Source organism: Kiloniellales bacterium (assembly GCA_030066685.1).
In the GTDB taxonomy this organism is placed as follows: domain Bacteria; phylum Pseudomonadota; class Alphaproteobacteria; order Kiloniellales; family JAKSBE01; genus JAKSBE01.
The window spans coordinates 147,041-173,687 of sequence record JASJBF010000026.1 but is presented as its reverse complement, the minus strand read 5'-3'; the positions used below and the strand labels follow the sequence as shown (position 1 = coordinate 173,687).

The following is a 26,647-nucleotide window of genomic DNA, read 5'->3' as shown; positions in this document are numbered from 1 at the left end:
GGAGGCTTGGCGAGGCCTCGGCCGAGCCCTAGCCGGAGCTGGGTGAGGGGATATCGGAGCCGCTTAGCGGGATTAGGCGAGTCACCCCAGCCGTGCGATACGCTGCGCAACGCGGCCCGCGCCACCTCGTGATTTCGCGGCGGGGGGATCTGCTCTAGGCTCGGGCCGTGGTCGGGCTTGCCGGGGGTGCGTCGTGACGGGGAGAGTGGAGGCGGCCTCGCCCAGCGCGCGCGGCCATCGCTGGGCGATGCTGGGTGGGGTCTGGCTGCTGTACTTCTGCTTCGGGCTGACCGTCGCGGCCATGGGACCGCTGGTGCCGGCGATCGTCGGCGAGCTCGCGATCAGCCACGGCGCCATGGGCAGCGTCATGGGCGCCTGGCCGCTGGTCTACATTGCCGCGGCGATCCCCTGCGGCGCCCTGCTCGACCGGGTCGGACCGCGCCGGGCCCTGGCCCTGGCCGGCGGAATCATCGCGCTCTCCGGCTTTCTGCGCGGCCAGGCGGGCGGGCACCTGGAACTCTTCCTGGCGGTGGCGGTCTTCGGCTTCGGCGGCCCGCTGGTCTCGATCGGCGCGCCCAAGGTGATCTCCACCTGGTTCGAGGGCAAGGAGCGCGGCTTCGCCATGGGGGTCTACGTCTCCGGCATGTCGCTGGGCGCGATCGCGGCGCTGTCCTTGAGCAACGGCGTGATGATGCCGCTGCTGGACGGCGACTGGCGCGCGGTGCTGACCGGCTACGCCGCGGTCGCCCTCTTCGCCGGGGCGGTCTGGCTGGCCATCGCCAGCCACCCGGCGAACCGGGCGCTGGAGCGCGACGAGGCCGCCGCGCCGCGGCCGCCGCAGCTCCAGGTCTTCCTCGACCTGCTGCGCCTGCCGGCGGTGCGCCTGATCCTGGCGATGAGCATCTGCATCTTCTTCTTCAACCACGGCCTCAACAACTGGCTGCCCGAGATCCTGCGCAGCCGGGGCCTGAGCGCGGCGGCGGCCGGCTACTGGGCGGCGGTGCCGACCGCGATCGGGATCCTCGGCGCCCTGGCGATCCCGCGCCTAGCGACCCCGCCGCGGCGCCTGGCGATCCTGCTCGCGCTCTTCCTCTGCGCCGCGGGCGCGACCCTCCTGCTGCAGCTCGGCCCCGGCCTCGGGCTGGCGGGCGGCCTGGTCCTGCAAGGCCTGGCGCGCAGCTCGATGATGACCTTGGCGATCCTGGTCCTGGTCGAAACCCCCGGGGTCGGGTCGCGCCACGCCGGCTCGGCCGGCGGGCTGTTCTTCTCGGCCGCCGAGATCGGCGGGGTGCTCGGGCCGCTATCCGTGGGCCTGGTCTTCGACGCCGGCGGCGGCTTCGGCGCGGCGCTGGTCATGATGACCGGGGTCTGTGCGTTGCTGGTGCTGCTGCTGGCGCGGCTGCGGCGGAGCCAGTGACGGCGAGTGGCGCTTCTGAACTCCTCCTCCCCCTTGATGGGGGAGGATACAGGAGGGGGTGGCGGCCGACAGGCCGCACGATTTGCCTCGGTACAGCTTGGTCGCTTCGCGATACCCCCCTCCCAACCCTCCCCCACAAGGGGGGAGGGCTTATAGGCTCAGCCATCGCCTCGCTTCGCGCCCCCCTCCGCGAGGTCGTTCCAGACCTCCTGGCGGGTGAGCTTGCCGGCGGCGAGCTCGAAGCGGTCGATGAAGCGGATGCCGGCGAAGGGCGTGCCGTCGGGCCATTCGCCGGCGAGGCGGCCGCGGCAGTAGACGGTGACGCCGTCGGGTGACGGCAGGGTCTCCAGGGACTCGATGGTCTTGGTGACGGCGCGGTAACGGTCCTTGGCCCAGGCGACCAGGTCCTCGAGCCGGGTGAAGCGGGCTTCGCCGGGGAAGGTCATCTCGAAGCCCTCGGCGAGGAAGGCCCGGGCGCGGTCGAGGTCGCGGGTCTCCAGCGCGGCCAGGAAGTCGCGCACAGTCCGGGCCGGGTCGGGCAGCGGCGGACCGGGGCGGCGTGGCGTCCGGCCGCGCAGGTAATTGCCGGGCGCAACCTCGTCGAGGACCACGGTCACGCCGTCAGGGGGCGCGGCAAGGGTGGCGCGGACGGCGTCGGTCAGATTCTCCCCGAGGCGCCGGCGCGTCGCCTCGTCGTAGCCCTCGATCAAGGTCACCGTGACCACCGGCATGAACGCCTCCCGCTGCTGCGATTTCGAGTCTGGTCAGACCGCAAATGTCATATCATTATATCATTTGATTTGGCGAGGCCCGCGCAAGACGGCGCCCGCAGGCAAGCAACAGGGACCGGCTGCCCCATGGAGCCTTCCGTCGTCTTCCCGGAGACCACGGCCGTCGACCGGCGGCTGCGGGCGCCGCTCTATCACCAGATCTACCTGATCCTGCGCCAGAAGATCTGCGACGGCGCCTACGGCTTCGGCGAGATCCTGCCCAGCGAACAGGCGCTGTCGCGGAGCTTCAACGTCTCGCGGATCACCGCCAAGCGCGCCCTGGACGAGCTGGCCGGCGCCGGCCTGGTGGTGCGCCAGCGCGGCCGCGGCACCTCGGTCAGCTTCCAGCCGCCCTCGCCGCCGGTGCGCTCCTCGGTCGAGGGCCTGCTGGAGAACCTCCTGATGATGGGTCTCAAGACCGAGGTCCGGCTGCTCGCCTTCGGCTACGTCGCGGCCTCGGAGGAGATCGCCCGGGACCTGGGCTGCGCGGTCGGCGCGGCCGTGCAGCGGGCGGTGCGGGTGCGCAGCCTGGAGGGCCGGCCGCTGTCCTACCTGACCACCCACGTGCCGGAGGCGATCGGCCGCTCCTACGACCAGGGCGACCTGGCGAGCACGCCCTTGCTGGCCTTGCTGGAACGGGGCGGGGTTCAGGTCGGCAGCGCCGAGCAGACGATCACCGCGACCCTGGCCGACACCACCGTGGCGCCGCTGCTGGAGGTCGAGATCGGGGCGCCGCTGCTGCAGGTGACCCGGATCGTCGCCGACCAGGCGGGGCGGCCGGTCGAGCATCTGACCGCGCTCTATTCGCCGGAGCGCTACCAGTACCGGATGGTGCTGTCGCGGATTCAGTCCGAAAGCGAGAACCGATGGTCGCCGGCAGCCTGACGGCGACGCGAGAACCGGCAGCCGAAAAGACGGCGCCGGGCCAACAACGGGCGGCAGCCCGGAGAAAGCAGGAGAAGGTTCCCGAGATGAAGACACGCAACCTGAAGACCCTCATTGCGGCCCTGGCCGCCCCACTGGCCTTTTGCGCGGCCCTGGCTTCGCCGCCGCTCGCCGGCGGCGCGCGGGCCGAGACGACCCTGACGCTGGTCTATCCCTTCCCGGACTTCCTGGTCTACACCAAGAGCTGCAAGGAGCTGGCCGAGAAGCTCAACGCGGCCGGGGCCGGGGTACTGAAGGTCGACGTCAAGCCCTTCAACTCGATCGGCATGTTCGAGCAGGCGACCGCAATCCAGAAGGGCGTGGTCGATCTCTCCTGCCTGCCGGCGGCCTTCTACGCCCGCGCCCTGCCGGAGAACGAGGCAATCTCGACCTCCAACAGCGGCCCCGAGGCGGTGCGCGCCAACGGCGGCATGGCGATCATCGACGAGCTGCACCAGAAGCACATGGGCATGAAGTACCTCGGCTGGGTCGACAGCGGGGTCAAGTTCCACATCTACATGAAGGAGGCGCCGAAATTCACCGAGGCCGGCCTGCCCAACCTCAAGGGCGTGAAGATGCGCGACAACCCGATCTACGGCGCCTTCTTCCGCGCGCTCGACGCCGAAACCCACCAGATGGCGGCGACCGACGTCTACCCGGCGCTGCAGAAGGGCGTGGTCAACGCCAGCGCCTGGACCTCGATCGGCGTCAAGGCGCTGAAGTGGGACGAGTTCCTGCGCCATCGCCTGGACCCCGACTTCTACCAGACCGACATCAGCGTGATCATGAACCTGAAGAAGTGGAACGGCCTGGACGACGCGGCCAAGAAGATCCTCCAGGACACGGTGATCGCGCACGAGATCTCGAGCCGCGCGGCGCGCGAGGCCGAGGTCGTCGAGGAGAAGAAGCTGCTGGAGAGCGAGGGCATGCAGATCCACGCGGTCAAGGCGGGCGACGAATACCTGAAGATCGCGCTGGAATCCGCCTACGGCCGGATGACGGAACGGCTGGAGAAGGACGGCCGGCCTCTGGACGCGGCGAAGAAGCTGCGCGGCCTCTATCAGCAGTAGGGCTCACGGGGGGGCGGGGGAGCGGGCGGCGCGCGACGACGCGTTGCGGCGCCCGCTCCTCTTTCGTGATGGCGGCGGACTCCTTCTGACTGTCATCCCCGGGCTTGACCCGGGGATCCATCTGGGGACGAGACTGCGATCCAGGTGGATTGCCGGATCAAGTCGGGCAATGACAGCGGGTTTGTGAAGGAGCCAGGGTTTGACGTGTGAAACAGCGGTGCAGGTCGGACGGTGAAATGACGGTGTTGCTGCAGGGGCTGCGGCGGGTCGAGATCGCCTATACTTGGCTGATCCGGGGGATGTCGGCGCTGGCCTGCGTCTACGTCGGGCTGATGATGGTGGTGATCGTCTACTACACCTCCGCGCGCAGCCTCTCGATCGCCTACAGCCCCTACTCCTTCACCTTCATCGAGTACGGCTTCATCTACGTGCTGATGCTGGGCGCGCCCTGGCTGGTGCGCCAGCGGGCGCACGTCTTCATCGAGCTGGTCACCGCCAGCGTCGGCTCGCGGACGCGGCGCGTGCTGTCGCGCGCGGTCGCCGCGGTCTCGGCCCTGGTCTGTCTGGCCTTGGCCTACTACTGCGGGCTCTTGGCCTGGGAGGACTATGCCTGGACCCGCTACGACGAACTGAGGGGCCAGCTCGACATCCCGCGCTGGATCGTCACCGTCGCCCTGCCGATCGGCTTCGGGCTGATGGCGGTCGAGTTCCTGCGCTTCGTCTTCGCGGCCGAGCCCATGCACGGCGCGCGGCGGCAGCTCCATGACTGAGGTGAACGCGGTCATGGGGGGTTGGATCGCTTGCAAGCTTTGCGCCGTTTCGGCGCCCTCATGCTTCGACAAGCTCAGCATGAGGGAGAGTTTGAACCTCGTCCTGAGCCGCGCGTACGCGCCGTGCTGCGCACCGAAGGGCGAGGTCGGCACGCCGTCGAGGGCCGACTCCGTCGTGCTTCACTCCGCCACCTGCTGCGACGCCGGCTGATGGAGTGGTACGCCGTCCTCGGCCTGCTGTTCGGTGCGATCCTGGTGCTTATGGTCGTGGGCTTTCCGGTCGGGGTCGCCTTCCTGGCGGTCAACCTGGTCGCCGCGGCGGTCTACTTCGGCGGCAGCGGCACGGCGCTTGAGCGGATCGAGCTGGGCATCGCGACCCTGGCCGACAACGGCCTGGGCTCCATGGCCAACTTCGCCCTGGCGCCGATCCCGATGTTCCTGCTGATGGGCGAGCTCTTCTTCCACTGCGGCCTGGCCAACCGCATGTTCGGCGCGGTCGAGCGCCTGCTCGGCCGGGTCCCGGCGCGGCTGTCCTACGTCACGGTCGCCGGCGGCACCGCCTTCGCGACGCTCTCCGGCTCCTCCATGGGCTCGACCGCGCTGCTCGGCACCCTGATGGTCCCGGAGATGACCCGGCGGGGCTACAAGAAGTCGCTCTCGATCGGGCCGATCCTGGGCACCGGCGGGCTGGCCATGCTGATCCCGCCCTCGGCGCTCGCGGTGCTGCTCGGCACCCTGGCGCAGCTCGACATCGGCGCGCTGCTGATCGCCGGGGTGCTGCCCGGGCTGACCCTGGCCGCGATGTACGCCGTCCTGATCTACGGCATGGCCAAGCTCGACCCCGCGGCGGCGCCGGCCTACGAGGTCGAGACCGCGCCCCTGGCCGAGCGGGCCGTCCTGCTGCTGCGCGACGTCCTGCCCATGGTCTCGATCGTGGTCGGGGTGATCCTGCTGATCATGATCGGCTGGGCGACGCCCTCGGAATCGGCGGCCTTCGGCTGCTTGGGCGTGCTGGTGGTGGCCGCCGCCTTCCGCTCGCTGACCCCCTCGGCGCTGTGGAAGTCGCTGGCCGGGGCGACCCGGGTCACGGTGGTCGCGCTGCTGATCATCTTCGGCTCGGCGACCTTCAGCAAGATCCTGTCCTTCTCCGGCGGCAGCGCCGGGCTGATCGCCTGGGTGACGAGTTTCGACATCGCGCCGCTCACAATGCTCGCGGTGATGTTCGGGGTCCTGCTGATGCTCGGCATGTTCATGGACCAGCTCTCGATGATGCTGCTGACGGTGCCGATCTTCTATCCCCTGGCCCAGCAGTTCGGCTTCGACCTGATCTGGTTCAGCGTCATCATCTTGCTGGCCCTGGAGATCAGCTTCACCACCCCGCCCTTCGGCCTGCTGCTCTTCGTCATGCAGAGCGTGGCGCCGCCCGGCACCCGCTTCGTAGAGATCTGCGTCGCCGCCCTGCCCTTCATGGCCTGCGCCATGCTGCTGGTGCTGCTGCTGATCGCGGTGCCGGAGCTGGCGACCTGGCTGCCCTCGGTGAGCCGTTAGATGAGCGCCCTGACCCTCGCCGAGAAGATCATCGCCCGGGCCGCGGGCCGCGAGTCGGTCACCCCGGGGGAGATCGTGACCTGCCGGGTCGACCTGGCGATGATGCACGACTCCGGCGGGCCGAGGCGGGTCAAGCCGATCCTGGAGCGCCTGGGGGTCACGGTCTGGGACCCGGACAAGGTCGTGGTGATCACCGACCACTTCGTCCCGGCAAACGACGCGGGCAGCCGGGAGATCCTGGACCTGACCCGCGACTGGGTCGCCGAGCAGGGCATCCGCGCCTTCCACGACCGCGAGGGCATCTGCCACGTGGTGCTGCCGCAGAGCGGCCACCTGCGGCCCGGGATGCTCGTGGTCGGCGGCGACAGCCACTCGCCGACCGGCGGCGCCTTCGGCTGCTACATGTTCGGCATCGGCGCGACCGAGATGGCGGGCGTGCTGGTGACCGGCGAGATCTGGCTCAAGGTGCCCGAGACCATCCGCATCGAATGGCGCGGTCGCCTGTCGCCGGGGGTCGTGGCCAAGGACATCATGCTCTTCCTCTGCACCCGCCTGGGCATGGACGGCGGCCGCTACCAGGCGGTGGAGTACGCCGGCGACGCCCTGGCCGCGCTGTCGATGCAGGAGCGCATGACCTTGTGCAACATGGCCGCCGAGCTGGGCGGGCAGGCCGGGCTGATCGCGCCCGACGCGGTGACGGCGAGCTACCTCGAGGGCATCGGCGCGGATCCGGGCGATGTCGGCGCCTGGCAGGGCGACCCCGGGGCGGCGGTCGCGGAGCATCACACCTTCGACGCGGGCGCGCTGACGCCCCAGGTCGCGGCGCCGCACAGCCCGGCGCTGGCCGCGCCGGCCGCCGACTTCGCCGGGGTCCGCCCGCAGGTCGCCTACATCGGCGCCTGCACCGGCGCCAAGCTGGACGACCTGCGCATGGCCGCCGAGGTGCTGCGCGGGCGCAAGGTGGCGCCGGGGGTCGAGCTGCTGGTCGCGCCGGCCTCGCTGCGCGACCAGGAGGCGGCCGCGGCCGAGGGCAGCCTGGGGGTCCTGGTCGAGGCCGGGGCCAAGCTGCTGCCCAACGCCTGCGGGATCTGCGCCGGCTACGGCGACGACCGGCTGGGCGAAGACGTGGTCTGCATCTCCTCGACGGCGCGCAACTTCAAGGGCCGCATGGGCGCGGCTTCGTCGCAGGTCTACCTGGCCTCGCCCTACAGCGTGGCCGCGGCGGCGGTCGCCGGGCGGATCGTCGATCCGCGCGAGATCCTGGCGGAGGGCAAGGAACGATGACCGGCGAGGGCGGCAAGGCCTGGGTCTACGGGGACGATGTCGACACCGACGCCCTGGCGCCGGGCGCCTACATGAAGGCACCGATCGAGGTGCTGGCGGCGCACTGCCTGGAGGCGATCGATCCGAGTTTCGCGGCGGGCGTGAAGCCCGGCGACGTGGTGGTCGGCGGGCGCAACTTCGGCCTGGGGTCCTCGCGCGAGCAGGCGGCCCAGGCCCTGCGGCACCTGGGCGTGGTCGCGGTGGTCGCCGAGTCCTTCGCCGGGCTGTTCTACCGCAACGCCCTCAACCTCGGCCTGGCGGTGCTGGTCTGTCCCGAGGCGCGCAGCATCCGCTTCGGCGACAAGCTGCGGGTCGATCCGGCGGCCGGGCGGATCGAGAACCTGACCAGCGGCGACGTCCTGGCCTGCGAGCCGATCCCCGACTTCCTGATGGCGATGCTGCGGGACGGCGGCCTGGTGCCGCACCTGGAGAAGAAAATCGAGGCCCAGCGGAAGGAGGCCAGCCCATGACCGATACCCCCCGGCTGCGAAGCCGGCTCAGGGAGCGAAGGATCCTGGTCGCCCCGGGCGTCTACGACGGCCTCTCCGCCCTGCTCGCCGAGCGGGCCGGCGCCGAGGCGGTCTACCTCTCGGGCGCAAGCATCGCCTACACCCGCTTCGGCCGGCCGGACATCGGCCTGGTCGATATGACCGAGGTGGCAGAGGTCCTGGCGGCGATCCGCGAGCGGGTGGATTGCCCGATCGTGGTCGACGCCGACACCGGCTTCGGCAACGCGCTCAACGTCCGGCGCACGGTCCGGGCCTTCGAGCGCGCCGGCGCCGACGCGATCCAGCTCGAGGACCAGACCCTGCCCAAGCGCTGCGGCCACCTGGCCGGCAAGAGCCTGGTCAGCACCGAGGAGATGCGCGGCAAGATCGCGGCGGCCCGGGACGCCCGGCGCAGCGCGGAGACCCTGATTGTCGCGCGCAGCGACGCCATCGCGGTCGAGGGCCTGGAGGCGGCCCTGGACCGCGCCGCGGCCTACGCCGAGGCCGGGGCCGACCTGCTCTTCGTCGAGGCGCCGCAGAGCCGCGCGGACATGGAACGCATCATCGCCGAGCTGGGCGGGCGCGTGCCGCTGGTCGCGAACATGGTGGAGGGCGGCAAGACCCCGCCGCTGACCGCCGCCGAGCTGGAGGACCTGGGTTTCGACCTGGTGATCTTCCCGGGCGGCCTGGTCCGGGCCTTCGTGGCCATGGCCCAGGACTACTTCGCCGCCCTGCTGGCCAACGGCAGCAACCGGCCCTTCCGCGAGCGCATGGTCGATTTCGACGCGCTCAATGCGGTGATCGGCACGCCGGAGCTGCTCGAGCTCGGCCGGGACTACGACCCCGAGACCATCCGGAAGCGGACATGATCGACCCCGTCACCCTGGCCGTCCTGAAAGGCCGCCTGGAGCAGGTCGCCGACGAGATGGACGCGACCCTGTTCCGCAGCGCCTTCAACCCGATCATTGCCGAGGCCCACGATGCCTCGCACGGCCTCTACCACGCCGAGACGGGGGAGACTCTGGTCCAGGGCAAGTCGGGCCTGCCGGTCTTCGTCGGCGCCATGTCCTTCGCGGTCAAGGCGGTGATCGACAAGATCGCGCGGGAGGGCGCGCCGGCAGAGGGCCCGGCGGAGGGAGACGTCTACATCTTCAACGACCCCTACGACGGCGGCACCCACCTCTCGGACTTCAAGCTTGTCCGGCCCTACTTCCGCGACGGCGAGGTCTATTGCTACCTGGCCTCGGTCGGGCATTGGCACGACGTCGGCGGCAACGTGCCGGGCAACTACAATCCCGTCGCCACCGAGTGCTTCCAGGAGGGGATGCTGATCCCGCCGGTGAAGCTCTTCGACCGGGGCGAGCTGCGCGGCGACATCGTCGAGATCCTCAAGGCCAACTCGCGCCTGCCCGGCAGCCTCTACGGCGACCTCAACGGCCAGATCAACGCCCTGGAGCTGGGCGTCCGGCGCCTGGGCGAACTGCTCGACGACTACGGCGACGATACGGTGGCCGCGGCCCTGGCGGAGCTCAAAGAGCGGGCCGCGCGGCTGATGCGCGCTCACATCGCCGAGCTGCCCCGGGGCAGGGTCTCGGCCGAGGACTTCCTGGACAACGACGGCATCGTCGACGCGCCGCTGAAGATCGCCCTCGACCTGACCATCGACGAGGAGGGCATGGTGCTCGACTTCTCGCGCTCCTCGCCGGCCTGCGCCGGGCCGGTGAACATAGCCCGCTCGACCGCGATCGCCTCCTGCTACGTCGCGCTCAAGCATCTCTTTCCCGACGTGCCGGCCAACGCCGGGGTGCTGACGCCGATCCGCTTCGTGATCCCCGAGGGCACCCTGCTGAGCGTCACCGCGCCCAAGCCCGTGGGCGGCTACACCGAGACCATCCTGCGGGTCATCGACGTGGTCTTCTGCGCCCTGGCACAGGTCGCGCCGGAGCGGGTCAACGGCTGCGCCTATGGCACCATCAATGCCCTGTCGATCGCCGGGCACCGCGCCGACGGCCGGCGCTGGGTGATGTTCTCCTTCTTCGGCGGGGGCCACGGCGGCCATCCCGAGGGCGACGGCCTGAACCACGGCAACGCCCCGATCTCGACCGCGACCATCCCTCCGCTGGAGATCCTGGAGGCGGCCTATCCGGTGAAGTTCACGGAATGGGCGCTGCGACCGGACAGCGGCGGGCCGGGGCGCCACCGCGGCGGCCTGGGCGCGCGTTACGGCATCGAGCTCTTGGACGACTCGGCCGAGGCCTTCCTCTTCGGCGAGCGCGGCCGCTTCGCGCCGCCCGGCGTGGTCGGCGGCCGGGCCGGGGCGCGCAACGTCTTTCGCTACCCGCAGGACGGCGGCACGGCGGAGCCACCCTTCGCCTCCAAGATGGTCGGGATCAGGCTCGCGCGCGGCCAGCGGCTCTCCCTGGAGACGCCGGGCGGCGGCGGCTACGGCCCGCCCTTCGAGCGCGATCCGGCGGCGGTCGCCGAGGACCTGCGGCTGGGCTACGTCAGTGCCGACGCGGCGGCCCGGGACTACGGCGTCGCGCTGGACGACGGCGGGGAGGTCGACGAAGCCGAGACCCGCAAGCTGAGGGACGCTGGGGCATGAGCGGGCGCCTGGTCATCGGGGTCGACGTCGGCGGCACCTTCACCGACCTCTTCTTTCTCGACGAGGCCGGCGGGACCATCGAGGTCGCCAAGGTGCCGACCACGCGCGGCGACCAGTCCCGGGGCTTCGTCGAGGGCATCCGCGTCGGCGCGCCCGACTTCGCCGAGATCGGCACCGTGGTCCACGGCACCACGGTCGGCACCAACGCCCTGCTGGAGCGGCGCGGCGCCAGGACCGGGATCATCACCACCGAGGGCTTTCGCGACGTGCTGGAGATGCGCCGGCGCGACCGGCCGCAGACCTGGGGCCTCTGGGGCCGCTTCGCGCCGGTGGTGCCGCGCGACCGGCGCCTGGAGGTCGCCGAGCGGACCCTGGCCGACGGGACGATCGAGACTCCGGTCGCGCCCGACCAGGTCGAGGCCGCCGCGAAGGCGTTGCTGGACCAGGGCTGCGAGGCCGTCACTCTGTTCTTCATCAACGGCTACGCCAACGCCGGAAACGAGCGCCGGGCGCTGGAGGCGCTCGAGAAGGTTTGGCCCAACCCGCACGTCAGCGCGGCGGCGGAGATCCTGCCGGAGATCCGCGAGTTCGAGCGCCTCTCGACCGCGACCCTCAACGCCTATCTGCAGCCGGTGGTCGCCGACTACCTGGCGCGCCTGGAAGGGGCGCTGGCCGAGGGCGGCTTCGGCGGCCAGGTGCTGATCGTGCAGTCCAACGGCGGGGTCATGTCGCTCGAGACCGCGCGCCGCCTGCCGGTCCGCACCGCGCTCTCGGGCCCGGCGGCCGGGGTCATCGCCGGCGCCGAGATCGCGACCGCCGCCGGCTTCCCCAACGTCATCACCTGCGACATGGGTGGCACCTCCTTCGACGTCTCGCTGGTCGCCGAGGGCGAGAGCGCCCTGGCGGCGCAGACCGCGATCGACTTCGGCCTGGTGGTGCGCACGCCGATGATCGAGATCACCACCATCGGCGCCGGCGGCGGCTCCATCGCCTGGGTCGACCGCGGCGGGCTGCTGCAGATCGGTCCGGAGTCGGCCGGCTCGGACCCGGGCCCGGCCTGCTACGGCCTGGGCAATACCCGGCCGACGGTGACCGACGCCAACCTCGTCCTGGGCCGGATCAACGCCGCGCGGCCGATCGGCGGCAAGCTGGATCGGCTCGACCTCGAGGCCGCGATCCGCGCCATCGAGGCCGAGGTCGGCAAGCCGCTCGGGCTCGATCCTCTGGCCGCCGCCGAGGCGATCATTCGGGTCGCCAACGCCCGCATGGCCGGGGCGATCCGCCTGGTCTCGGTCGAGCGCGGCCACGACCCAAAGCGCTTCGTCGCCATGCCCTTTGGCGGCGGCGGCGCGCTGCACACCGGCGCCCTGATCAAGGAGGTCGGCCTGGCCAAGGCCCTGGTGCCCCGCTATCCCGGCGTGACCTCGGCGCTGGGCTGCGTCATCGCCGACATGCGCCACGACTTCGTGCACACCCTGAACCGGCTGCTGGACGAGCTCGACATCGCGGCCCTCGACGGCGAGATGCTGCGCACCGCGCAACGCGGCGAGGCCCTGCTGGAGGCCGCGGGCGTCCGCTTCGAGCGGGTCGACCACCTTTTCGAGCTGGACATGCTCTACCTCGGGCAGACCCACACAGTGAGTGCGCCGCTGGCCCTGACCCCGAAGGGCAAGACCACCGGGGTGACGCGGGACGCGATCCGCGCGGCCTTCGAGACCGCCTACCGCGCGGCCTACGGACGGCTGCTGGAGGGCCTGCCGATGCGGGTCATGAACCTGCGGATCGCGGTGATCGGGCGGCGGCCGAAGTTCGACCTGGAGATCCTGGCGCCGCGCGGCGAGAAGTCGCCGGACGATTGCCTGCTGGGGGAGCGGCGGGTCTGGGTCGAGGGCGGCTGGCGGGACGCCAAGGTCTACGAGCGCCTCGACCTGCCGGTCGGCGCCCTGGTGCCGGGCCCGGCGCTGCTGGAGCAGCCGGACACCACGATCTTCATCGATCCGGACCTGGACGGCCGGGTCGACCGCTTCGGCAACATCGTGATCTCGCGCAAGGGGGAGGCCTGAGATGGCGGTTCCCGAGTTGCGGCCGGAGGCCACGGGCCTCCTGCTGGTCGACCTGCAGAACGACTTCCTGCATCCCGAGGGCGCCTACGGCCGGGCCGGCCAGAGCGCGCCGGAGATCACAGCCCTGCCGGGCCGGCTGGCGCCGCTGGCGGCGGCGCTGCGCAAGGCCGGCGGCTGGATCGTCTCGACCCAGTTCACCCTGGTGCCGGGGCGCGGGGGCGCGCCCTTCATCTCCGCACACCTGAAAGAACTGCGGCCCTTCCTGGGCAAGGGCGACTTCTGCCCCGGCGCCTGGGGCCACCAGCTGGTCGAGGCGCTGCAGCCCGCTGACCTGGCGGTGGAGAAGGTCGCCTATTCGGCCTTCTACATGACCCGCCTGGAGTGGGTCCTGCGCCGGGCCGGGATCGCGACCCTGATCGTCGGCGGCATCGTCACCAACGGCGGCGTCGCCTCGACCGTGCGCGACGCCCACGTCCGCGACCTGCAAACGATCGTCCTCAGCGACGGCTGCGCCGCCTTCCGGCCCGAGGTCCACGAGGCGGCGCTGGCCGACCTGGCGACGGTCGCGACGATCGTGCCTTGCGCCGAGATGCTGGACGCCTTGGTGCGCCGATGACCGCCGTCCTGCCCGCCGAGGATCAGCGCTTCGAGCTGACGCTGCCGGTGGCGATCGTCGGCGCCGGGGCCTGCGGCCTGACCGCGGCCATCGCCGCGCGCGAGGCCGGCGCCGAGGTGGTGGTGCTGGAGCGCGACGCCTCGCCCAGCGGCTCGACCTCCCTGTCCTCGGGCTTCGTGCCGGCGGCGGGCACGCGCTTCCAGCGGCAGCAGGGCATCGAGGACGGCCCGGCCGCCTTCGCCGCCGACATCCAGGCCAAGGCCGGGGGCAAGGCCTGCGCGAGCCTAGTCCGCCTGGTGACCGAGGCCGCGGCGCCGGCGATCGAATGGCTGAGCGACGCGCACGGCCTGGGCTTCCAGCTGGTGACCGGCTTCCAGTACCCCGGCCACGGCGTGCTGCGCATGCACGCGACCCCGGCGCGGACCGGCGCCGACCTGGAGGCGCGCCTGCTGCAGGCGGCGCGGGCGGCGGGGGCGGAGATCCTGACCGGCGCGGAGGTGGCCGACCTCTTCGCCGAGCCGGACGGCCGGGTCCGCGGGCTGCGGATCCTGCGCCCGGACGGCAGCAGCGAGACCCTGGGCTGCGAGGCCCTGATCCTGGCCAGCAGCGGCTTCGGCGGCGATCCCGCGCTGGTCGCCCGGCACATCCCGGAGATGGCGGCGGCGCAGTACTTCGGCCACGCGGGCAACCGGGGCGAGGCCCTGCGCTGGGGCGAGGCCCTGGGCGCCGAGCTGCGGCAGCTCGGCGCCTGCCAGGGCCACGGCTCGGTCGCGACCCCGCACAACGTCCTGATCAGCTGGGCGCTGATGATGGAGGGCGGCATCCAGGTCAACGCCGAGGGCCGGCGCTTCTCCAACGAGCACCTTGGCTATTCCGAGCAGGCCCTGGCGGTGCTGCGCCAGCCCGGCGGGATCGCCTGGGACGTTTTCGACGAACGCCTGCACGCTCTGGGCCTGGAGTTCGAGGACTTCCGCAACGCCGAGGCCGCCGGCGCGATCCGGCACGGCGCCACCCCCGAGGCCCTGGCCGCGGCGACCGGCCTGCCGCCCGCGGCCCTGGCGGAGACCCTGAAGACCGTCCGCCGGAGCCAGGCCGGCCTGCAGCGCGACCCCTTCGGCCGCGACTTCACCGGCAAGCCGCCGCTGACCGCGCCCTACTGCGCGGTCAAGGTCACCGGCGCCCTGTTCCACACCCAGGGCGGCCTGGCGGTCGACGAGGCGGCGCGAGTGCAACGCGCGGGCGGCGGCGCGCTGCCCAACCTCTTTGCCGGCGGCGGCGCGGCCTGCGGCGTCTCGGGTCCGGGCATCGAGGGCTACCTCTCGGGCAACGGCCTGCTGACCGCGATCACCCTCGGCCGCATCGCCGGGCAGCGCGCGGCGGCTCTGGTCAGGGCGTAAGGCTGCTCGGAGCGAGGGACATCCCCGCGTTCCGGCGCAGCGCCGCGCTTCCTATCCGCGCAGCCGCTTACCGGGGCAGCAGGGTCAGGCGGTTGGCCCTGTCGTCGATGGTCACCCGGAAGTGGTTCAGGAAGCTCATGCCGAGCAGGTATCGCTCGCCGATCCTGTCGTCGGCGACGAAGCCGACGGCGACCTCGTCGACCCTGGCTTGCCCGATCCAGACCTGCCGAAGCGTGCCGAGGCGGATGGGCACCTCGCCGTTGGCCGTGTTCGCGGTGCCGAGCTTGAGCTCCTCGGGCCTGAAGCCGAGCGCTTCGATCTTGGAGCTCGGCAGCACGATGAGCGAGGCGCCGGTGTCCAGCATCAGGGAGAAGGTCTGCGATTCACCGCTCGGCCCGACCAGCTCGGTCTCGACGAGGTGATGGCTGCCGCGACGCGTGGTCCGGATGCTGTGGCGGCGCGGCGCCGGCGACTTCAAACCGAGGATTCGGAGCCGACGGACCCTGCCGTCCGGATCGTGGACCAGGAGGTAGTTGTAGTTCCCGAGGATGGCCCGCAGATCGCGCTCGAGGCCGTCGCCCGCCAGCACCCTGGCCGGTGCGTCTTCGAGGCGGTCCAGGCCGACGACGGCGAAGCCGTGGCGGGACGCCAGGGACTCGATCTGCGCCCTCAGATCCGCGTGCGACTCGCCGGTGTCGGCCCGCGCAGCCAGGGCGAGCGCCAAGAGGACTGACGCCATCCCCGCGTAGCGCACGAGGCGGGCGCAGGTCGAAGCCAGGCGCCGGAGAAAGGCGCGCGTCGCCGCAGGGCCTTCTCGCCAAGCTCGCCGTCCGAAACGCCCCAAGACCGTCTCCTCCCGACAGGAAGCCTAGCACGACGGGCGGCTCGCAATACCCCTGAGCCCTGACTCCCGCGGAAGCGCGGGCTTGGCCAAGCCCGGCCCGCTTCGCCATTGGACTTCACGGGTCCCGTTGCTATGGTCGAGTTTATGGGGAAAGGGACCACTTATCTCGATTTGGGAGGTCCCGTGATGAGGTTTGTTCTTCTTTGCGTCGCCCTGACGGTCGGTGGAAGTGCGGCGGCGCTGGCCGCCGATCCGCCAAGCACCTTGGGTCAATCCGTCCGGAAAGGCAGCAACGCGGTGCAGAACGCCAGCAACGTCGCGGCGGCGCTGCAAGAGGCGGGCTATACCGAGGTCCGAAACACCCGCTGCAGCGGCGAAATCTGCACGGCCCAAGCCGCCTGGGAAGATCAGCCCATGAGGCTGAGGGTCGAACTCAGAACTGGCCGCGTCGAGCCGATCGCCGGCGGTGCGGCGGCGACCGACGGTCCGCCGAACAAGTTGCTTCAAAACGTCAACGAGGGCGCCAACGCGGCACAGAATGCGGGCAATGTGACGGCCGCGCTGCAGCAGGTGGGTTATAGCGAAGTCCGAAACACCCGCTGCAGCGGCGAAATCTGCACGGCCCAAGCGCTTTGGGAAGACAAGCCCATGAAGCTGCGGATCGAAATGAGAACCCGGCGCATCGAGGCGACCGCCGAGTAAAGGGCACACAGGCGGGCCGCCGCCCGGGCGCGGCGGCCCGGCCTCTCCTCTTCGCTGCGGGTCGGTGGCAAAGACAACCGACAAGGCGCCGCGGCAGTCTCGACGCGGCGAGAGTACGCCTGCTTCGGCCGGAAGCCGGGGGCGGCCAGCCTTTGCAACGCGAATCCGGCGGCGCTCCGCGCGGGAGTCCGGCGCAAGCCTGATCCGTAGGTTGTCGCCGCTCTTTCCTAAGAAACCGATAGGAGAAAGTTATCTTTAGTCCTAACCTGTTTGAGGTATTTATCAGGTAAAGGTCGCGGCAGTTCACAAAATTTTGAACCGAGTTCCACAGGGACTCAGGACTTTTCCACAACTCTATTTGAGTTGACACAGTGACGACACGAAAACTGTGATTAGGCTATCCCCTTAGGATTAAGTGCCCAATCTCCGGGAAAGCCTCCCGAGCGGCGATCACGCACAGGTATGGCTGGATCTCGCGACCCCTGCAGCCATCGGGAGATGGAAGCGCCGGCCGGTTGGGCGTGACGTGCCGCAAGTGGTTCCGCTCAGACGGACCAGAGAGGGGGAAAGATGATCCAGAGATCTGTAACCGTTTTTGCCGCGCTGCTGGCCTTGTCGAGCTGGCAGGCGGACACCGCCTTCGCTCAGGGCTCGATGCAGGAGAAGGTCAACGCCGGACGGGTGACGATCATCACCGGCGGGGCCGAGTACGTGAACAGCTCCTACCTGCGCTACGCCGGCGAGATGGCCGCCGCGACCAACGAGCCGGGCGAGCTCCGGGTCCTGCCGATCATGGGCGAGGGGCCCGTCGAGAACATCCGGGACATCCTCTACCTCAAGGGCATCGACATCGGAATCCTCCACTCGGACGCCCTGACCTTCGTGCAGCGGCGCGGGATCTTCCCGAACGCGCGCAACCGGCTGCGCTTCCTGGCCAAGCTCTACGACGAGTACTTCCACCTGATCGCGCACCGCGACATCCGGAGCGTCGCCGAGCTGGCCGGCAAGAAGGTGGTGATCGGCAAGAACGACTTTTCCGGCTCGACCATCAGCGCGCTGACCGCCTTCGAGCTTCTCGGCATCGAGATTGAAACCGTTTACGACGACTGGGCGCCGGCGATCGAGCGCATCGAGAAGGGCGAGATCGCGGCGATCATGTACTCGACGGTCCGGGGCTCGGAATTCGTCCAGGGCCTCGAGCCCTCGGAGACCCTGCGCTTCCTGCCGCTGCCCTTCGGCCCGCCCCTGGCGGAGACCTACGAGCCAGCGGTCTTCACGGCCGAGCACTACCCGAACCTGATCGCGCCGGGCGAAGAGGTGCCGACCCTGCGATTCGGCACCATCATGGCGGTCTACAACTGGAAGTCGGACAACCCGCGCTATCGCAACGTCGCCAAGTTCATGACCGCCCTGTTCGACAACGTCGAGGCCATGCACGAGCCGCCCTTCCACCCGCGCTGGCGGAACTTCGATCCGGCCTCCAAGGTCACGCCAGGCTGGAAGCGCTTCGAGCCGGCCCGGGCCTGGGCCGTGGCGAAGCTGGAGGAGCGGCGCCGCATCGAGGCCGCGGCGGCCGCAGAGCGCCAGCGCCGCGAAGAAGCCGCGGCCGCGGAGCGCCAGCGTCGCGCAGAGGCCGCGACCGCCGACAGCCTGCGCCAGAACGCCGAATTCCAGGCTTTCGTAGACTACATGCGCGCCCGGGGGGACCGGCGCGAGGCGAGCGACGAGGAAATGCTCGAGCTCTTCCAACGCTTCATGGCCTGGAGAGAGCTCGAGAGCAAAAAGCCGATCGAATAAGGCACCCATCGTCATCGAATCTGCGCCTCGGATAAAGCGGAGGAACCCCGGATGCCGCCCAAGAGACTTCGCCCCGCCCTTGCCGGGCTGACGTCCATCATCTTCGCCGCCACGATCCCGCAGGCAGCGGTCCAGGCAGAGGACGTCTGGATCGCACCCGACACGCCCCGAGTCGAGTTCAAGATCGGGTCGGAAAGCTATGTGATCGAGCGGATCCAGGACAAGGAGAACGTGATCACGGGCACCTTCGCCAAGACCTCCCGGTCCTGCCCGCCCTTCTGCATCCACCCGATGAAGGCGGCCGAAGGCGTCGAGACCGTGGGCGAGCTCGAGATCATCGACTTCCTGAAGAAGAAGGTCAGCACGGGCCGCGGCCTGCTGGTCGATGCGCGAATCCCGGAGTGGCACAACAAGGGCACCATCCCCGGTTCCGTCAACATCCCCTTCACGCTGTTCTCCTCCAAGAACCCCTACCTCGAAGACCTGCTTCTGGTCCTGGGCGCCGAACGCGCCGGGGCCGACGCCTGGGCCTTCGACGGCGCGAAGGAGCTCCTGATGTTCTGCAACGGTCCCTGGTGCGACCAGTCGCCGCGGGCCATCGCCGGTCTCCTGGAGATCGGCTACCCGCCGCAGAAGCTCTATTACTACCGCGGCGGCATGCAGAACTGGTCGGTCCTCGGGCTCTCCACGAGCATTCCACCGGGTCTGGAGACCGCCGGTCGGCAGTAGCGGCCGCCGACACCGTCCTCGACACAACCGGAAACCCGAGATCTACAGGAGGCAGGCAAATGGTGGCGCTGCGACCCGCCGTGTTCCTCGTTGCCGGGCTGGCCGTGATCCCGGCCGCCTTCGGCGCAACTTTCGGCTGGGATCCCGCTCGGCCCGCGACGGCGGAACCTCCGGCCGGGCCCGAAGACCTCCGAGAGGCGCCGCGCGCGCCGCGGCTCGCGCAGGCGGAGACCCCGAAGTCCGCCAGCGAAGACGAGGCTTTCCGATCCATGACCAGCGACGCGGTCGAGGCGGTCCGGAACTTCGGCAAGCCCCCGGAGCCTGAGGAGATCCTCAGCGCCAATGTGGTCGACGCCATTCGCGACCTCGACCGTGCGACGGATCCCGAGGCATCGGCCTCGTCGCGCGAGGTCGAGGAAGCGGCCGAGAACCTGCGCGCCGCGATCCGCGAGATCGTCAAGCACGCCGACGAGCGAGGCAAGACGGAGGACTACGTCCTGAAGCTGATCGAGGAAGCCGTCGCGAGCTCCGGCTCGGAGGTCCCGCTCGCCTTGCTGGGCGCGGACGGCAATCTCGATACCGCCATGCTGGTCCAGAGCGTCGTCGGCCGGTCCCTGGAGTCCGCCGAGGCCGATGCGGATGCCGACTACCTAGCCGCCCTGCGGGGCGAGGCCGCAACCACCGCGAGGCGGACCGGACCCGGGGCGTCCGGCGGCCGGGAGCAGACCGCCTCGAGGGCGGTGCCGGCGAAGATCGAAGCCAGCCCCGAGACCCGGCCGGCGACCGTCGTCATCGGCCCCGGCGACACCCTCGGCGGCATCGCCTGGAAGTTCTACGGCGACGCCCTGGCCTACGTGAAGATCTTCGAGGCAAACCGGGACCGGCTGCAGAGTCCGGACCTGATCTACGTCGGCGCCAAGCTGCGCCTGCCCTGAGTCGGCCTCACCTGAAGCCGATCGGACGTCAAGCCCGAGTTCCGCTCCAAGGCGCTGCCAGATCAGACGCCCTCGCGTCCGATCGGGCCGTCCGCTAGCTTTCCGCGTCCTCCTCCTCTTCCTCTTCTTCGAACTTGAAGAGGACGAGGTCGTTGAGGAAGGCGATCAGGTTCTTCTGCTCCAGCAGGCTGAGCGCCTTGAAGGCGTCGCGGGACTCTGCCGCTTCGCCGCCGTGGAAGGAGATCGCCTCGGCCAGCGTGGTGGCCCGCCCGTCGTGCAGATAGGGCGCCGTCGAGCCGACGCCCCAGAGCTCCGCGGTCAGGAAGACCGAGGCCCCGATTCCCGTCTCGTCGACGTTCTCGGCGAGCTCGGGCCCCATGTCGTGATGCTTCAGGTCTCCGAAGAGCTCGACGACCGCCCGGCCGGCCTCGTCCCGGCGGAAGGCGCCGAGGTGGAAAGTGACCTCGCCCGCCTCGTCCTTGATGACGTTGTCCGGCTGGTCCGCAGTCAGATCGAAGGACACCGGATGTCGCGGGTCGACGCCGAGGGCCAGGGGGTCCTGACCGGCCGGGAAGACCTCGTCCCGATAGGCCAGGTGCTGGCTCGGCTCCGAGAAGACGGGGTCTTCGATCTTGAGCTCCGGGCGATGGCAGGAGGCGCAGCCGGCCTTTTCGAAAGACTTGCGACCGGCCGCGATCGCCCTCTGCTCCTCCGCGGTCAGGGGCTCGATCACGCCCAGGGAGGCCAGCTCGCGCCTGGTCGTCGGGCGCGGCTGCGCGGCCGTGTAGAGGACCAGGGCCGTCAGGTCGCCGACCGTCAGCTCGTCGACGACGCCGTCGAAGTCGCCGTCCACGCCGTCGCCGGTGGTCTCCACCGGCTGCATGCCGAGCTCGTTGTGGGCGGCGTCTCGGGTGAAGTCGCGAACCGAGACGAAGTTGCCCTTCCACTGCAGGGGGCGAACCACGAGGTCGGGCTCCACGCCCGTCACCTTGGCGGTGTCGAACGCGACCTGGCAGGACTTCTCCAGGCTGGGAACCGCGACGATCTCGCCGAAGGAGACCCCCTTGGCCTCGAGCGGCCTGGTGACCGGCTGCCCGAGCTTGCAGGCCTCGACGCCGGCGAGCAGGCGCTCGACGAGCAGGTCGCGGGTCATCTCCTCGGCCAGGCGCTGGAGCGCGCCCAGCCCGAAGAGGTGCGGGGCGTCGCGCCGGATGAAGGCCGCGGGCGAGACCTCGCGCAGGGGGCTGCGGTGGACGGCCAGCGCCGCGCTGCCGGCGCCGTCGCTGAAGGGCTGGTTGTGGCATTCATCGCAGGAGCGGCCGTTGGGTCCGGTGCTGCGCGGCGGCACGTGGTTGTACCACTCGCCCCGGCCCTTGAGATCGGCCCGGGGCACGCGGGTGAAGCGCTGCCCTTCGCCGACGTTGGCGCCGACCCCGTCGCGCGCGCTGAACTGTGTCTCGAAAAGCTCGTCGCCCAGCTCGAAGGCGTCCTCGAAGGCCTTCTGCCGGGCACCCGACTTCACGAGATCGAGCAGATTGAGCTGATCGACATGCTGCGGTCCCGCTTCGCCCGCCTCGCCCTGCACCTCGGGCGGGACCATCGCGGCGGCGGCCAGAACAAAGCCGAGAAACAGCCCGGCAGGCCGCAGCCGCTTGCCCGAGGGGGTCCCGGTCCTCCAAATCCGAAGCTCGATCTTGGCCATGTCTCCCTCTCCTCCGTGTTCGCCAGTGTCAAAAGGGGGCCCGGCGACCACCGCGCGGGCGGTCGCCTGTGCGGCCGACAACTTCGGCGCTCCAGCCGCTGGGGCGATCGATCTCCAGAAGCTCCCGTCGCCTTGACGCCTCGAGTCCTCAACCTTGTCTACGCCTCACCCCCAAGAGTTTGACAGGGACTTGGCTTTATGGGTGAGGACAAATTAACTATATTTTAGGATAAAATTCAACCTGCAAAAGTTTTATTCGCGCCTAGACCGTGTCGCTAGCGGGCAATATCTTGCCTTGCTCGGCACAGGGCCGGCTGCCACCTTCGCTTGATTGTTCTTTTGCCCGCCACTACCAGTCGACGAAGGGCCAATGCTGAAGTTCTGCCGTTGCGATCCGGCCTTCGGGCGATGGGCCCGCCGCCGGGCCGACCGCGACACCGGGCGCGGCGGAACGCCCCGCAACGGCAGAGCGATGCGGGGCGCTTCGGCGACTTCGGAAACGGAAAGGCCGTCAGGCCGGCTCTCAGGCCGGCTCTGGCCAGACGAAGTCGGGGCGCAGGCCTTCGTGGACGGGACGCCCGTCGCTCGGCGCCGGCGCACCGGTCGCCGGATCGTAGAAGGCGTGATAGGTCGCGGGCAGGCTCGCCGGGTCATATCCCATGAGGTTCGGCACGATCACGCGGATCCGGCCTTGCTTGTCGTCGAGCATGATCGGCGTGCCGCAGGTCGCGCAGGTGCAGAGCTCTAGGGGACCGTCCGGGTTCTGATCGTTGAAGGGCTGGCGGTTCAAGCCCTCGGGGTTGTCGACGGCCACGTCGCCGTGCCTGAAGAACACGACATGGGTCGTGTCCTGGCCGGTGACGCGCTTGCAGACCGAGCAATGACAGGTGTGGTTGTCGACCGGCTCGTTGTCCGAATGCGTGTGTACGTGGTCGCAGCCTCCAGAGTACTTGTGTGACATCTTATCCTCCCTTGCTTGGTTGTGCCTCGTATCGGCCGATTTTGTGCAGTTATGTGCCACCACGGGGCGGATGCGCTTGCCCCTGCGACTCACGTCCAATAGCTCGTCGATGACAAGAGCATGCGCGCCTCGCCGCGATCACGCGATGGCCTCGGCCAAGAACGTCAGCGGCAAGAGTGGCGGTCTGCCTTCTTTCGGCACCCAGCGGTTCCATGGGGAACATCTTTCATCCACGCGGAAACCGACCAGAAACCCAGTCTAGTCCAATAGGACCGCGCCGTGAACCTCGCCCCTTGTGTCGCGGACCTGCGCGGACCGCCCTGCCCTCCCCGGAGCGCGGGCTCCGGGCGCCAAGAGGCTCAATCCGGTTCGCCCGGAGAGGTCGTTCGGCCCGAGCGGGCGGCCGCCAGGATGGCCTCGATCACCTGGAGCGACCGCAGCGCCTCGCGGCCGGAGACCAGGGGCGCCGCCTTGCCCTCGATGACATCGCAGAAATGGCAAAGCTGTAGGTCCAGGGGATCCCGGGGCTCGACCGCGTAGGTCGCCCGGTCGAGCGGCCGCCACCAGCTGCGCTCGCCCTTTTGCGACCAGATCCGGCCGGCCGGGATCTCGAGCGCGCCGCGGGTGCCGCCGATCAGATAGCAGCTCTGCCCGGTCGCCGGATAGGCCGGGTTCTCGGCGGCCGTCAGCTCCCAGCTCCAGGGCGCGACGATGCTGTCGGAGACGGTGACGCTCGCGAGCGCGCCGCCCTCGAAGCGGAGCAGGATGGCCGCCGTGTCCTCGACCTCGTGGCCGCGGGCCTGCCGCGAATCGAAGGCCTGGACCGCCACCACCTCGCCGAGGAGGTGGCGCAGGAGGTCGACATCGTGGATCAGGTTGATGAAGACCGGGCCGGCGCCCGGGCGGGTCCGCCAAGCGGCGTCGAAGTAGCCCTCGGGCTTGTAGAGCCAGCACGCGGCCTGGACCGCGACGACCTCGCCGATGGCCCCGGACTCGATCCGCGCCTTGGCCGCCCGGACGATGGGGTTGTGGCGCCGGTGGTGTCCGACCAGGAGGGGAATCCCCAGGCGCTCGGCTTGCTCGACCAGGCCGGTCGCGGATCGCGACTCGTCCGCGATCGGCTTCTCGACCAGCAGGGGAAGCCCGGCGCCCAGGCATTGGCGCCCGTGCTCGACGTGCAGCTGGTTGGGCGTCGCGACGATGACGCCGTCGGGCCGGTCCGCGGCCAGCATCTCGGCGAGGCTCGCATGCAGCTCGAGGCCCCGCTCGGCCGCGAAGGCCGCCGCCGCGGGATCCGGATCAACCAGGCTCGCGACGCGGGCCCGCGCCGATCTGCAGAGGACCTCTACGTGGCGCCTGCCGACCAGGCCGGCGCCGACGACGGCGATACGGATCGGATCTCGCGGAATCTCTCTTTTCCTTCGCTCAACTCGCCCGCCGGACGCGCGCTCTTTTCGGCCCTCGGCCGCGCCATACTACGCGAAGGCGCGCGCGTTGCGGAACGTGGCGTCATCGCCGGCGGCCTATCCCCTGGAGGTGCTACGATGTCCGCAGGGTCCGGGAACCGCTCGGCCGGGGCGAAGCGAAGCGCGCCAAGGTCCGGGTCGCGGTCGATCCCCTGAGGTGCTAACGTCTCGAAGCGGCCCCAGACGCCGTCGGTCAGCCTCCACCGGTCACGCTCGTGTCTTTGAGTCCCTTCCCCTTCTTCGCGCCCCGGCCCTTGCCCGCCCTGATCCTGGCCCTCATCGTCGGGCTTTCTTCCGGGACGGGGGCTGCAAAGGCCCAGGTCGATCTCTCGCCCGAGACGGGCGAGCAGGAACAGGTCACACTCGGTCTTCACGTCGCCTCGATCAAGGACCTCGATTTCTTCGAAGGCACCTTCAAGGCGACCTTCTGGGTCTGGTGGGTCTACGACGACGAGGACTATGCGCCGCAGGAGCAGATCGAGATCGTCAACGCCGCCGACTTCAAGCTGGAGTCGGTGGTGCGGCGCACCCTGGACGACGGCTCGCGGCACCTCGCGGCCAAGTTCGTCGCCACGCTGTGGCAGGACTGGGACCTGACCCACTTCCCCTTCGACCGGCAGAAGCTCCCGATCGTCCTGGAAAGCGTCGGCCTTCGCGCCCACCAGCTGCAGTTCTATCCCGACCAGGAGAACTCTACGCTCGGCCGCGACCTGGCGCTGGACGGCTGGCGGATTCTCGGCGTCAACCTGATCCCGGAAAACTACGGCTATCTTTCGACCTTCGGCGTGACCTCCGCGAAGCCCGCGGTCTATCCGCGGATGACGGCAAGGATTTCCATCGAGCGCGACAACATCGCCTTGTTCTTCAGCGTCTACGTCGGCTACCTGATCGCCTTCCTGATCACCTCGCTGCTCTACGCCGTCGACGTCTTGCCGCTCCAGCCGCGCATCAACATGCTCATGGGCAGCATCTTCGCGACCATCGGCAACAAGTACGTCATCGACACGAACTACCCGCCGCCCTCCTCGTTCAGCCTGGCCGAGAAGATCGGGCTGTCCACCTTCGCCATGATCGCCGTGGCCTTTGTGGTGACGGTGATCAGCGTCAGGCTGATCGGCGCGGAGCGAGCAGATCTCGCAAGCCGACTGAACCGGGCGACCGCGGCGATCACGGTCCCGCTCTACCTCGTCTTCGTCGGCCACGCGGTCTTCCGCGCCATCGTCAGCACGTGACCGGCGCGCGGCGCGCGCGCCCGGACCCCGCGCCCCTCAGGCCTCGGCCTCGGCGTAGTGGGCGAAGGAGAGCTTGTTGCGCGACAGGATGTAGTCGCCGGCGGCGATGGCGTCGTAGCGCGGCGCCTCGCCCGGGGGCAGGCCGAGGTCGCGAGGATCGACGAGGGCGCTGCTGTCGGGGTCGTAGAAGACCGGGATCGAGAGGCGCCGCCGCCCCGAGCGGTTGACCACCCGGTGCAGGGTCGAGCGGAAGCGGTCGTTGCTCCAGCGCGCCAGGAGGTCGCCGATATTGACCACCAGAGTGCCCGGAATCGGCGGCGCCGCGATCCAGCGGTCCGCGCGGGTCATGACCTCCAGGCCGCCGTTCTCGTCCTGCAGCAGCAGGGTCAGGCAGCCGAAGTCGCAATGCGGCGCGGCGCCGAAGTTCGGCACGGGGCGTTCCACCGGGTGGGGCGGATAGAAGACGAGCTGGCCGCGGCCCAGGGGCCGGCGGTAGTGGCCGGCGAAGAAGTCCGGATCGAGGCCGAGGCTGACCGCCACGGCGCGCAGCAGGCCGGCGCCGACCTCGAGCACCGCCATATAGTAGGGCCAGACCGCGGCACGCAGCTCGGGCTGGAAGTCCGGCCAATTGTTGGGGCCGACCAGGGGCCGGCCGGCCAGGACCTCCGGGTCGTCGGGCGCCGCCTCCGGCCCCCAGAAGAAGACCTCCTTGAGGTCCGTGGCCTCGGCGCCGGGCAGGCGGCAGTCGCCCATGGCCAGGAAGCCACGGTTGCGTTGGTTTACCGAGACCCGCCGCTTCTCCGCCTCGGGCCGGGCGAAGAAGTCCAGGGCGGCGGCCTGGGCGCGGCGCGCCAGCGCCGGGTCGATGCCGTGGTCGGCGACGTAGAAGAAGCCGACCTCTTCCGCCGCGCGCCGGATCTCGCCGGCCACGGCGGTCAGGCCGGCCTCGGCGCCGCCGCGCAGCGGTCCCAGATCGATCACCGGGAGGGTGCCGGAAGGCTTGCTCATCGTGCCAAGCGGACTCCGCGCGTGGATCGGCGATCGGCCAGACTAGCACGCATCGGGATCGGAGGGCAGCGGCCCGGCGCCGGCCGGCGGGCTGGGCGGAGCGATCCCAAGGGCCGCGATCGGCGACGTCGCCCCTGCCATGCGCCGCAGGCCGTCGGCGCCTGGGTAACGTTCCCGCAAGCGCACCTTAAAGCCGCTGTGGTGACGTGAGCGGCCGTTGACTTGCCATACGGTCTTCAATAGGCAGGTTCTGTCCAAGGGCCCATCATTGAAAGCAGGT

23 protein-coding genes are annotated in these 26,647 nt (G+C 70.1%); 17 read left to right on the top strand and 6 right to left on the bottom strand.

The features are described 5' to 3' along the window. The first annotated feature begins 193 nt into the window (after positions 1-193). Complete coding sequence (locus tag QNJ30_15475) at positions 194-1,417, top strand: MFS transporter (GenBank protein MDJ0944868.1); 1,224 nt, start codon at positions 194-196, stop codon at positions 1,415-1,417. A 158-nt stretch (positions 1,418-1,575) separates the two neighbouring features. On the opposite strand, the gene QNJ30_15470 is transcribed toward QNJ30_15475, so the two are convergent. After that, positions 1,576-2,148 (bottom strand): tautomerase family protein, encoded by a 573-nt coding sequence (locus tag QNJ30_15470; protein MDJ0944867.1) that lies wholly within the window; start codon positions 2,146-2,148, stop codon positions 1,576-1,578. Between the two features lie 126 nt (positions 2,149-2,274). Between QNJ30_15470 and QNJ30_15465 the strand changes: the two genes are divergently transcribed. The 11 genes from QNJ30_15465 (at position 2,275) to QNJ30_15415 (ending at position 14,991) form a co-directional block, all read left to right on the top strand. Then, entirely contained in the window at positions 2,275-3,072 is a 798-nt protein-coding gene (locus QNJ30_15465) for a GntR family transcriptional regulator (protein MDJ0944866.1), read from the top strand. 86 nt (positions 3,073-3,158) lie between these two features. Next, positions 3,159-4,181, top strand: a complete 1,023-nt coding sequence (gene dctP, locus QNJ30_15460; GenBank protein ID MDJ0944865.1) for a TRAP transporter substrate-binding protein DctP — start codon at positions 3,159-3,161, stop codon at positions 4,179-4,181. A 236-nt stretch (positions 4,182-4,417) separates the two neighbouring features. Next, positions 4,418-4,951, top strand: a complete 534-nt coding sequence (locus QNJ30_15455; GenBank protein ID MDJ0944864.1) for a TRAP transporter small permease — start codon at positions 4,418-4,420, stop codon at positions 4,949-4,951. A gap of 210 nt (positions 4,952-5,161) precedes the next feature. Further along, positions 5,162-6,499: a TRAP transporter large permease gene (locus QNJ30_15450; GenBank protein MDJ0944863.1), complete on the top strand. Its 1,338-nt coding sequence runs from the start codon at positions 5,162-5,164 to the stop codon at positions 6,497-6,499. After that, positions 6,500-7,783 (top strand): 3-isopropylmalate dehydratase large subunit, encoded by a 1,284-nt coding sequence (locus QNJ30_15445; GenBank protein MDJ0944862.1) that lies wholly within the window; start codon positions 6,500-6,502, stop codon positions 7,781-7,783. Next, positions 7,780-8,292, top strand: coding sequence for a 3-isopropylmalate dehydratase (locus QNJ30_15440; GenBank protein MDJ0944861.1), 513 nt, complete (start codon positions 7,780-7,782; stop codon positions 8,290-8,292). The genes QNJ30_15445 and QNJ30_15440 overlap by 4 nt, the downstream gene beginning before the upstream one ends. After that, positions 8,289-9,179, top strand: a complete 891-nt coding sequence (locus QNJ30_15435; GenBank protein ID MDJ0944860.1) for an isocitrate lyase/phosphoenolpyruvate mutase family protein — start codon at positions 8,289-8,291, stop codon at positions 9,177-9,179. Before QNJ30_15440 ends, QNJ30_15435 begins: the two co-directional genes overlap by 4 nt. Then, a complete protein-coding gene (locus QNJ30_15430; GenBank protein MDJ0944859.1) occupies positions 9,176-10,915 on the top strand; it encodes a hydantoinase B/oxoprolinase family protein in 1,740 nt (579 codons plus the stop codon). The genes QNJ30_15435 and QNJ30_15430 overlap by 4 nt, the downstream gene beginning before the upstream one ends. Beyond that, positions 10,912-12,978: a hydantoinase/oxoprolinase family protein gene (locus QNJ30_15425; protein ID MDJ0944858.1), complete on the top strand. Its 2,067-nt coding sequence runs from the start codon at positions 10,912-10,914 to the stop codon at positions 12,976-12,978. Before QNJ30_15430 ends, QNJ30_15425 begins: the two co-directional genes overlap by 4 nt. A 1-nt stretch (position 12,979) precedes the next feature. Further along, positions 12,980-13,594: a cysteine hydrolase gene (locus QNJ30_15420; protein MDJ0944857.1), complete on the top strand. Its 615-nt coding sequence runs from the start codon at positions 12,980-12,982 to the stop codon at positions 13,592-13,594. Beyond that, positions 13,591-14,991 (top strand): FAD-dependent oxidoreductase, encoded by a 1,401-nt coding sequence (locus QNJ30_15415; protein ID MDJ0944856.1) that lies wholly within the window; start codon positions 13,591-13,593, stop codon positions 14,989-14,991. Before QNJ30_15420 ends, QNJ30_15415 begins: the two co-directional genes overlap by 4 nt. A gap of 67 nt (positions 14,992-15,058) precedes the next feature. Here the strand turns inward: QNJ30_15415 and QNJ30_15410 are convergent, their stop codons facing one another. Beyond that, positions 15,059-15,730 carry an aspartyl protease family protein gene (locus QNJ30_15410; protein ID MDJ0944855.1) on the bottom strand — a complete coding sequence of 224 codons (672 nt, stop codon included), beginning with the start codon at positions 15,728-15,730 and terminating at the stop codon, positions 15,059-15,061. Positions 15,731-15,967: 237 nt separating this feature from the next. Here QNJ30_15410 and QNJ30_15405 point away from each other — a divergent pair, with 237 nt between their 5' ends. The 4 genes from QNJ30_15405 to QNJ30_15390 all read left to right on the top strand — a co-directional run bounded on the left by QNJ30_15405 (position 15,968) and on the right by QNJ30_15390 (position 19,998). Further along, positions 15,968-16,537, top strand: a complete 570-nt coding sequence (locus QNJ30_15405; protein ID MDJ0944854.1) for a hypothetical protein — start codon at positions 15,968-15,970, stop codon at positions 16,535-16,537. A 570-nt stretch (positions 16,538-17,107) separates the two neighbouring features. Then, on the top strand, positions 17,108-18,334 hold the full coding sequence (locus QNJ30_15400) for a TAXI family TRAP transporter solute-binding subunit (protein ID MDJ0944853.1): 1,227 nt from the start codon (positions 17,108-17,110) through the stop codon (positions 18,332-18,334). A 51-nt stretch (positions 18,335-18,385) separates the two neighbouring features. Continuing rightward, positions 18,386-19,063: a rhodanese-like domain-containing protein gene (locus tag QNJ30_15395; GenBank protein MDJ0944852.1), complete on the top strand. Its 678-nt coding sequence runs from the start codon at positions 18,386-18,388 to the stop codon at positions 19,061-19,063. A gap of 59 nt (positions 19,064-19,122) precedes the next feature. Then, on the top strand, positions 19,123-19,998 hold the full coding sequence (locus QNJ30_15390) for a LysM peptidoglycan-binding domain-containing protein (protein MDJ0944851.1): 876 nt from the start codon (positions 19,123-19,125) through the stop codon (positions 19,996-19,998). 94 nt (positions 19,999-20,092) lie between these two features. Here QNJ30_15390 and QNJ30_15385 read toward each other — a convergent pair whose 3' ends face one another. The 3 genes from QNJ30_15385 to QNJ30_15375 form a co-directional block, all read right to left on the bottom strand. Beyond that, positions 20,093-21,700, bottom strand: a complete 1,608-nt coding sequence (locus tag QNJ30_15385) for a di-heme oxidoredictase family protein (GenBank protein MDJ0944850.1) — start codon at positions 21,698-21,700, stop codon at positions 20,093-20,095. Positions 21,701-22,223: 523 nt separating this feature from the next. Further along, on the bottom strand, positions 22,224-22,661 hold the full coding sequence (locus QNJ30_15380; GenBank protein MDJ0944849.1) for a GFA family protein: 438 nt from the start codon (positions 22,659-22,661) through the stop codon (positions 22,224-22,226). A gap of 359 nt (positions 22,662-23,020) precedes the next feature. Beyond that, positions 23,021-24,049, bottom strand: a complete 1,029-nt coding sequence (locus QNJ30_15375) for a Gfo/Idh/MocA family oxidoreductase (GenBank protein MDJ0944848.1) — start codon at positions 24,047-24,049, stop codon at positions 23,021-23,023. A 293-nt stretch (positions 24,050-24,342) separates the two neighbouring features. Between QNJ30_15375 and QNJ30_15370 the strand changes: the two genes are divergently transcribed. Continuing rightward, complete coding sequence (locus QNJ30_15370; GenBank protein ID MDJ0944847.1) at positions 24,343-25,359, top strand: hypothetical protein; 1,017 nt, start codon at positions 24,343-24,345, stop codon at positions 25,357-25,359. Between the two features lie 36 nt (positions 25,360-25,395). Here QNJ30_15370 and QNJ30_15365 read toward each other — a convergent pair whose 3' ends face one another. Beyond that, positions 25,396-26,367: a 2-oxoglutarate and iron-dependent oxygenase domain-containing protein gene (locus tag QNJ30_15365; GenBank protein ID MDJ0944846.1), complete on the bottom strand. Its 972-nt coding sequence runs from the start codon at positions 26,365-26,367 to the stop codon at positions 25,396-25,398. Between the last annotated feature and the right edge of the window lie 280 nt (positions 26,368-26,647).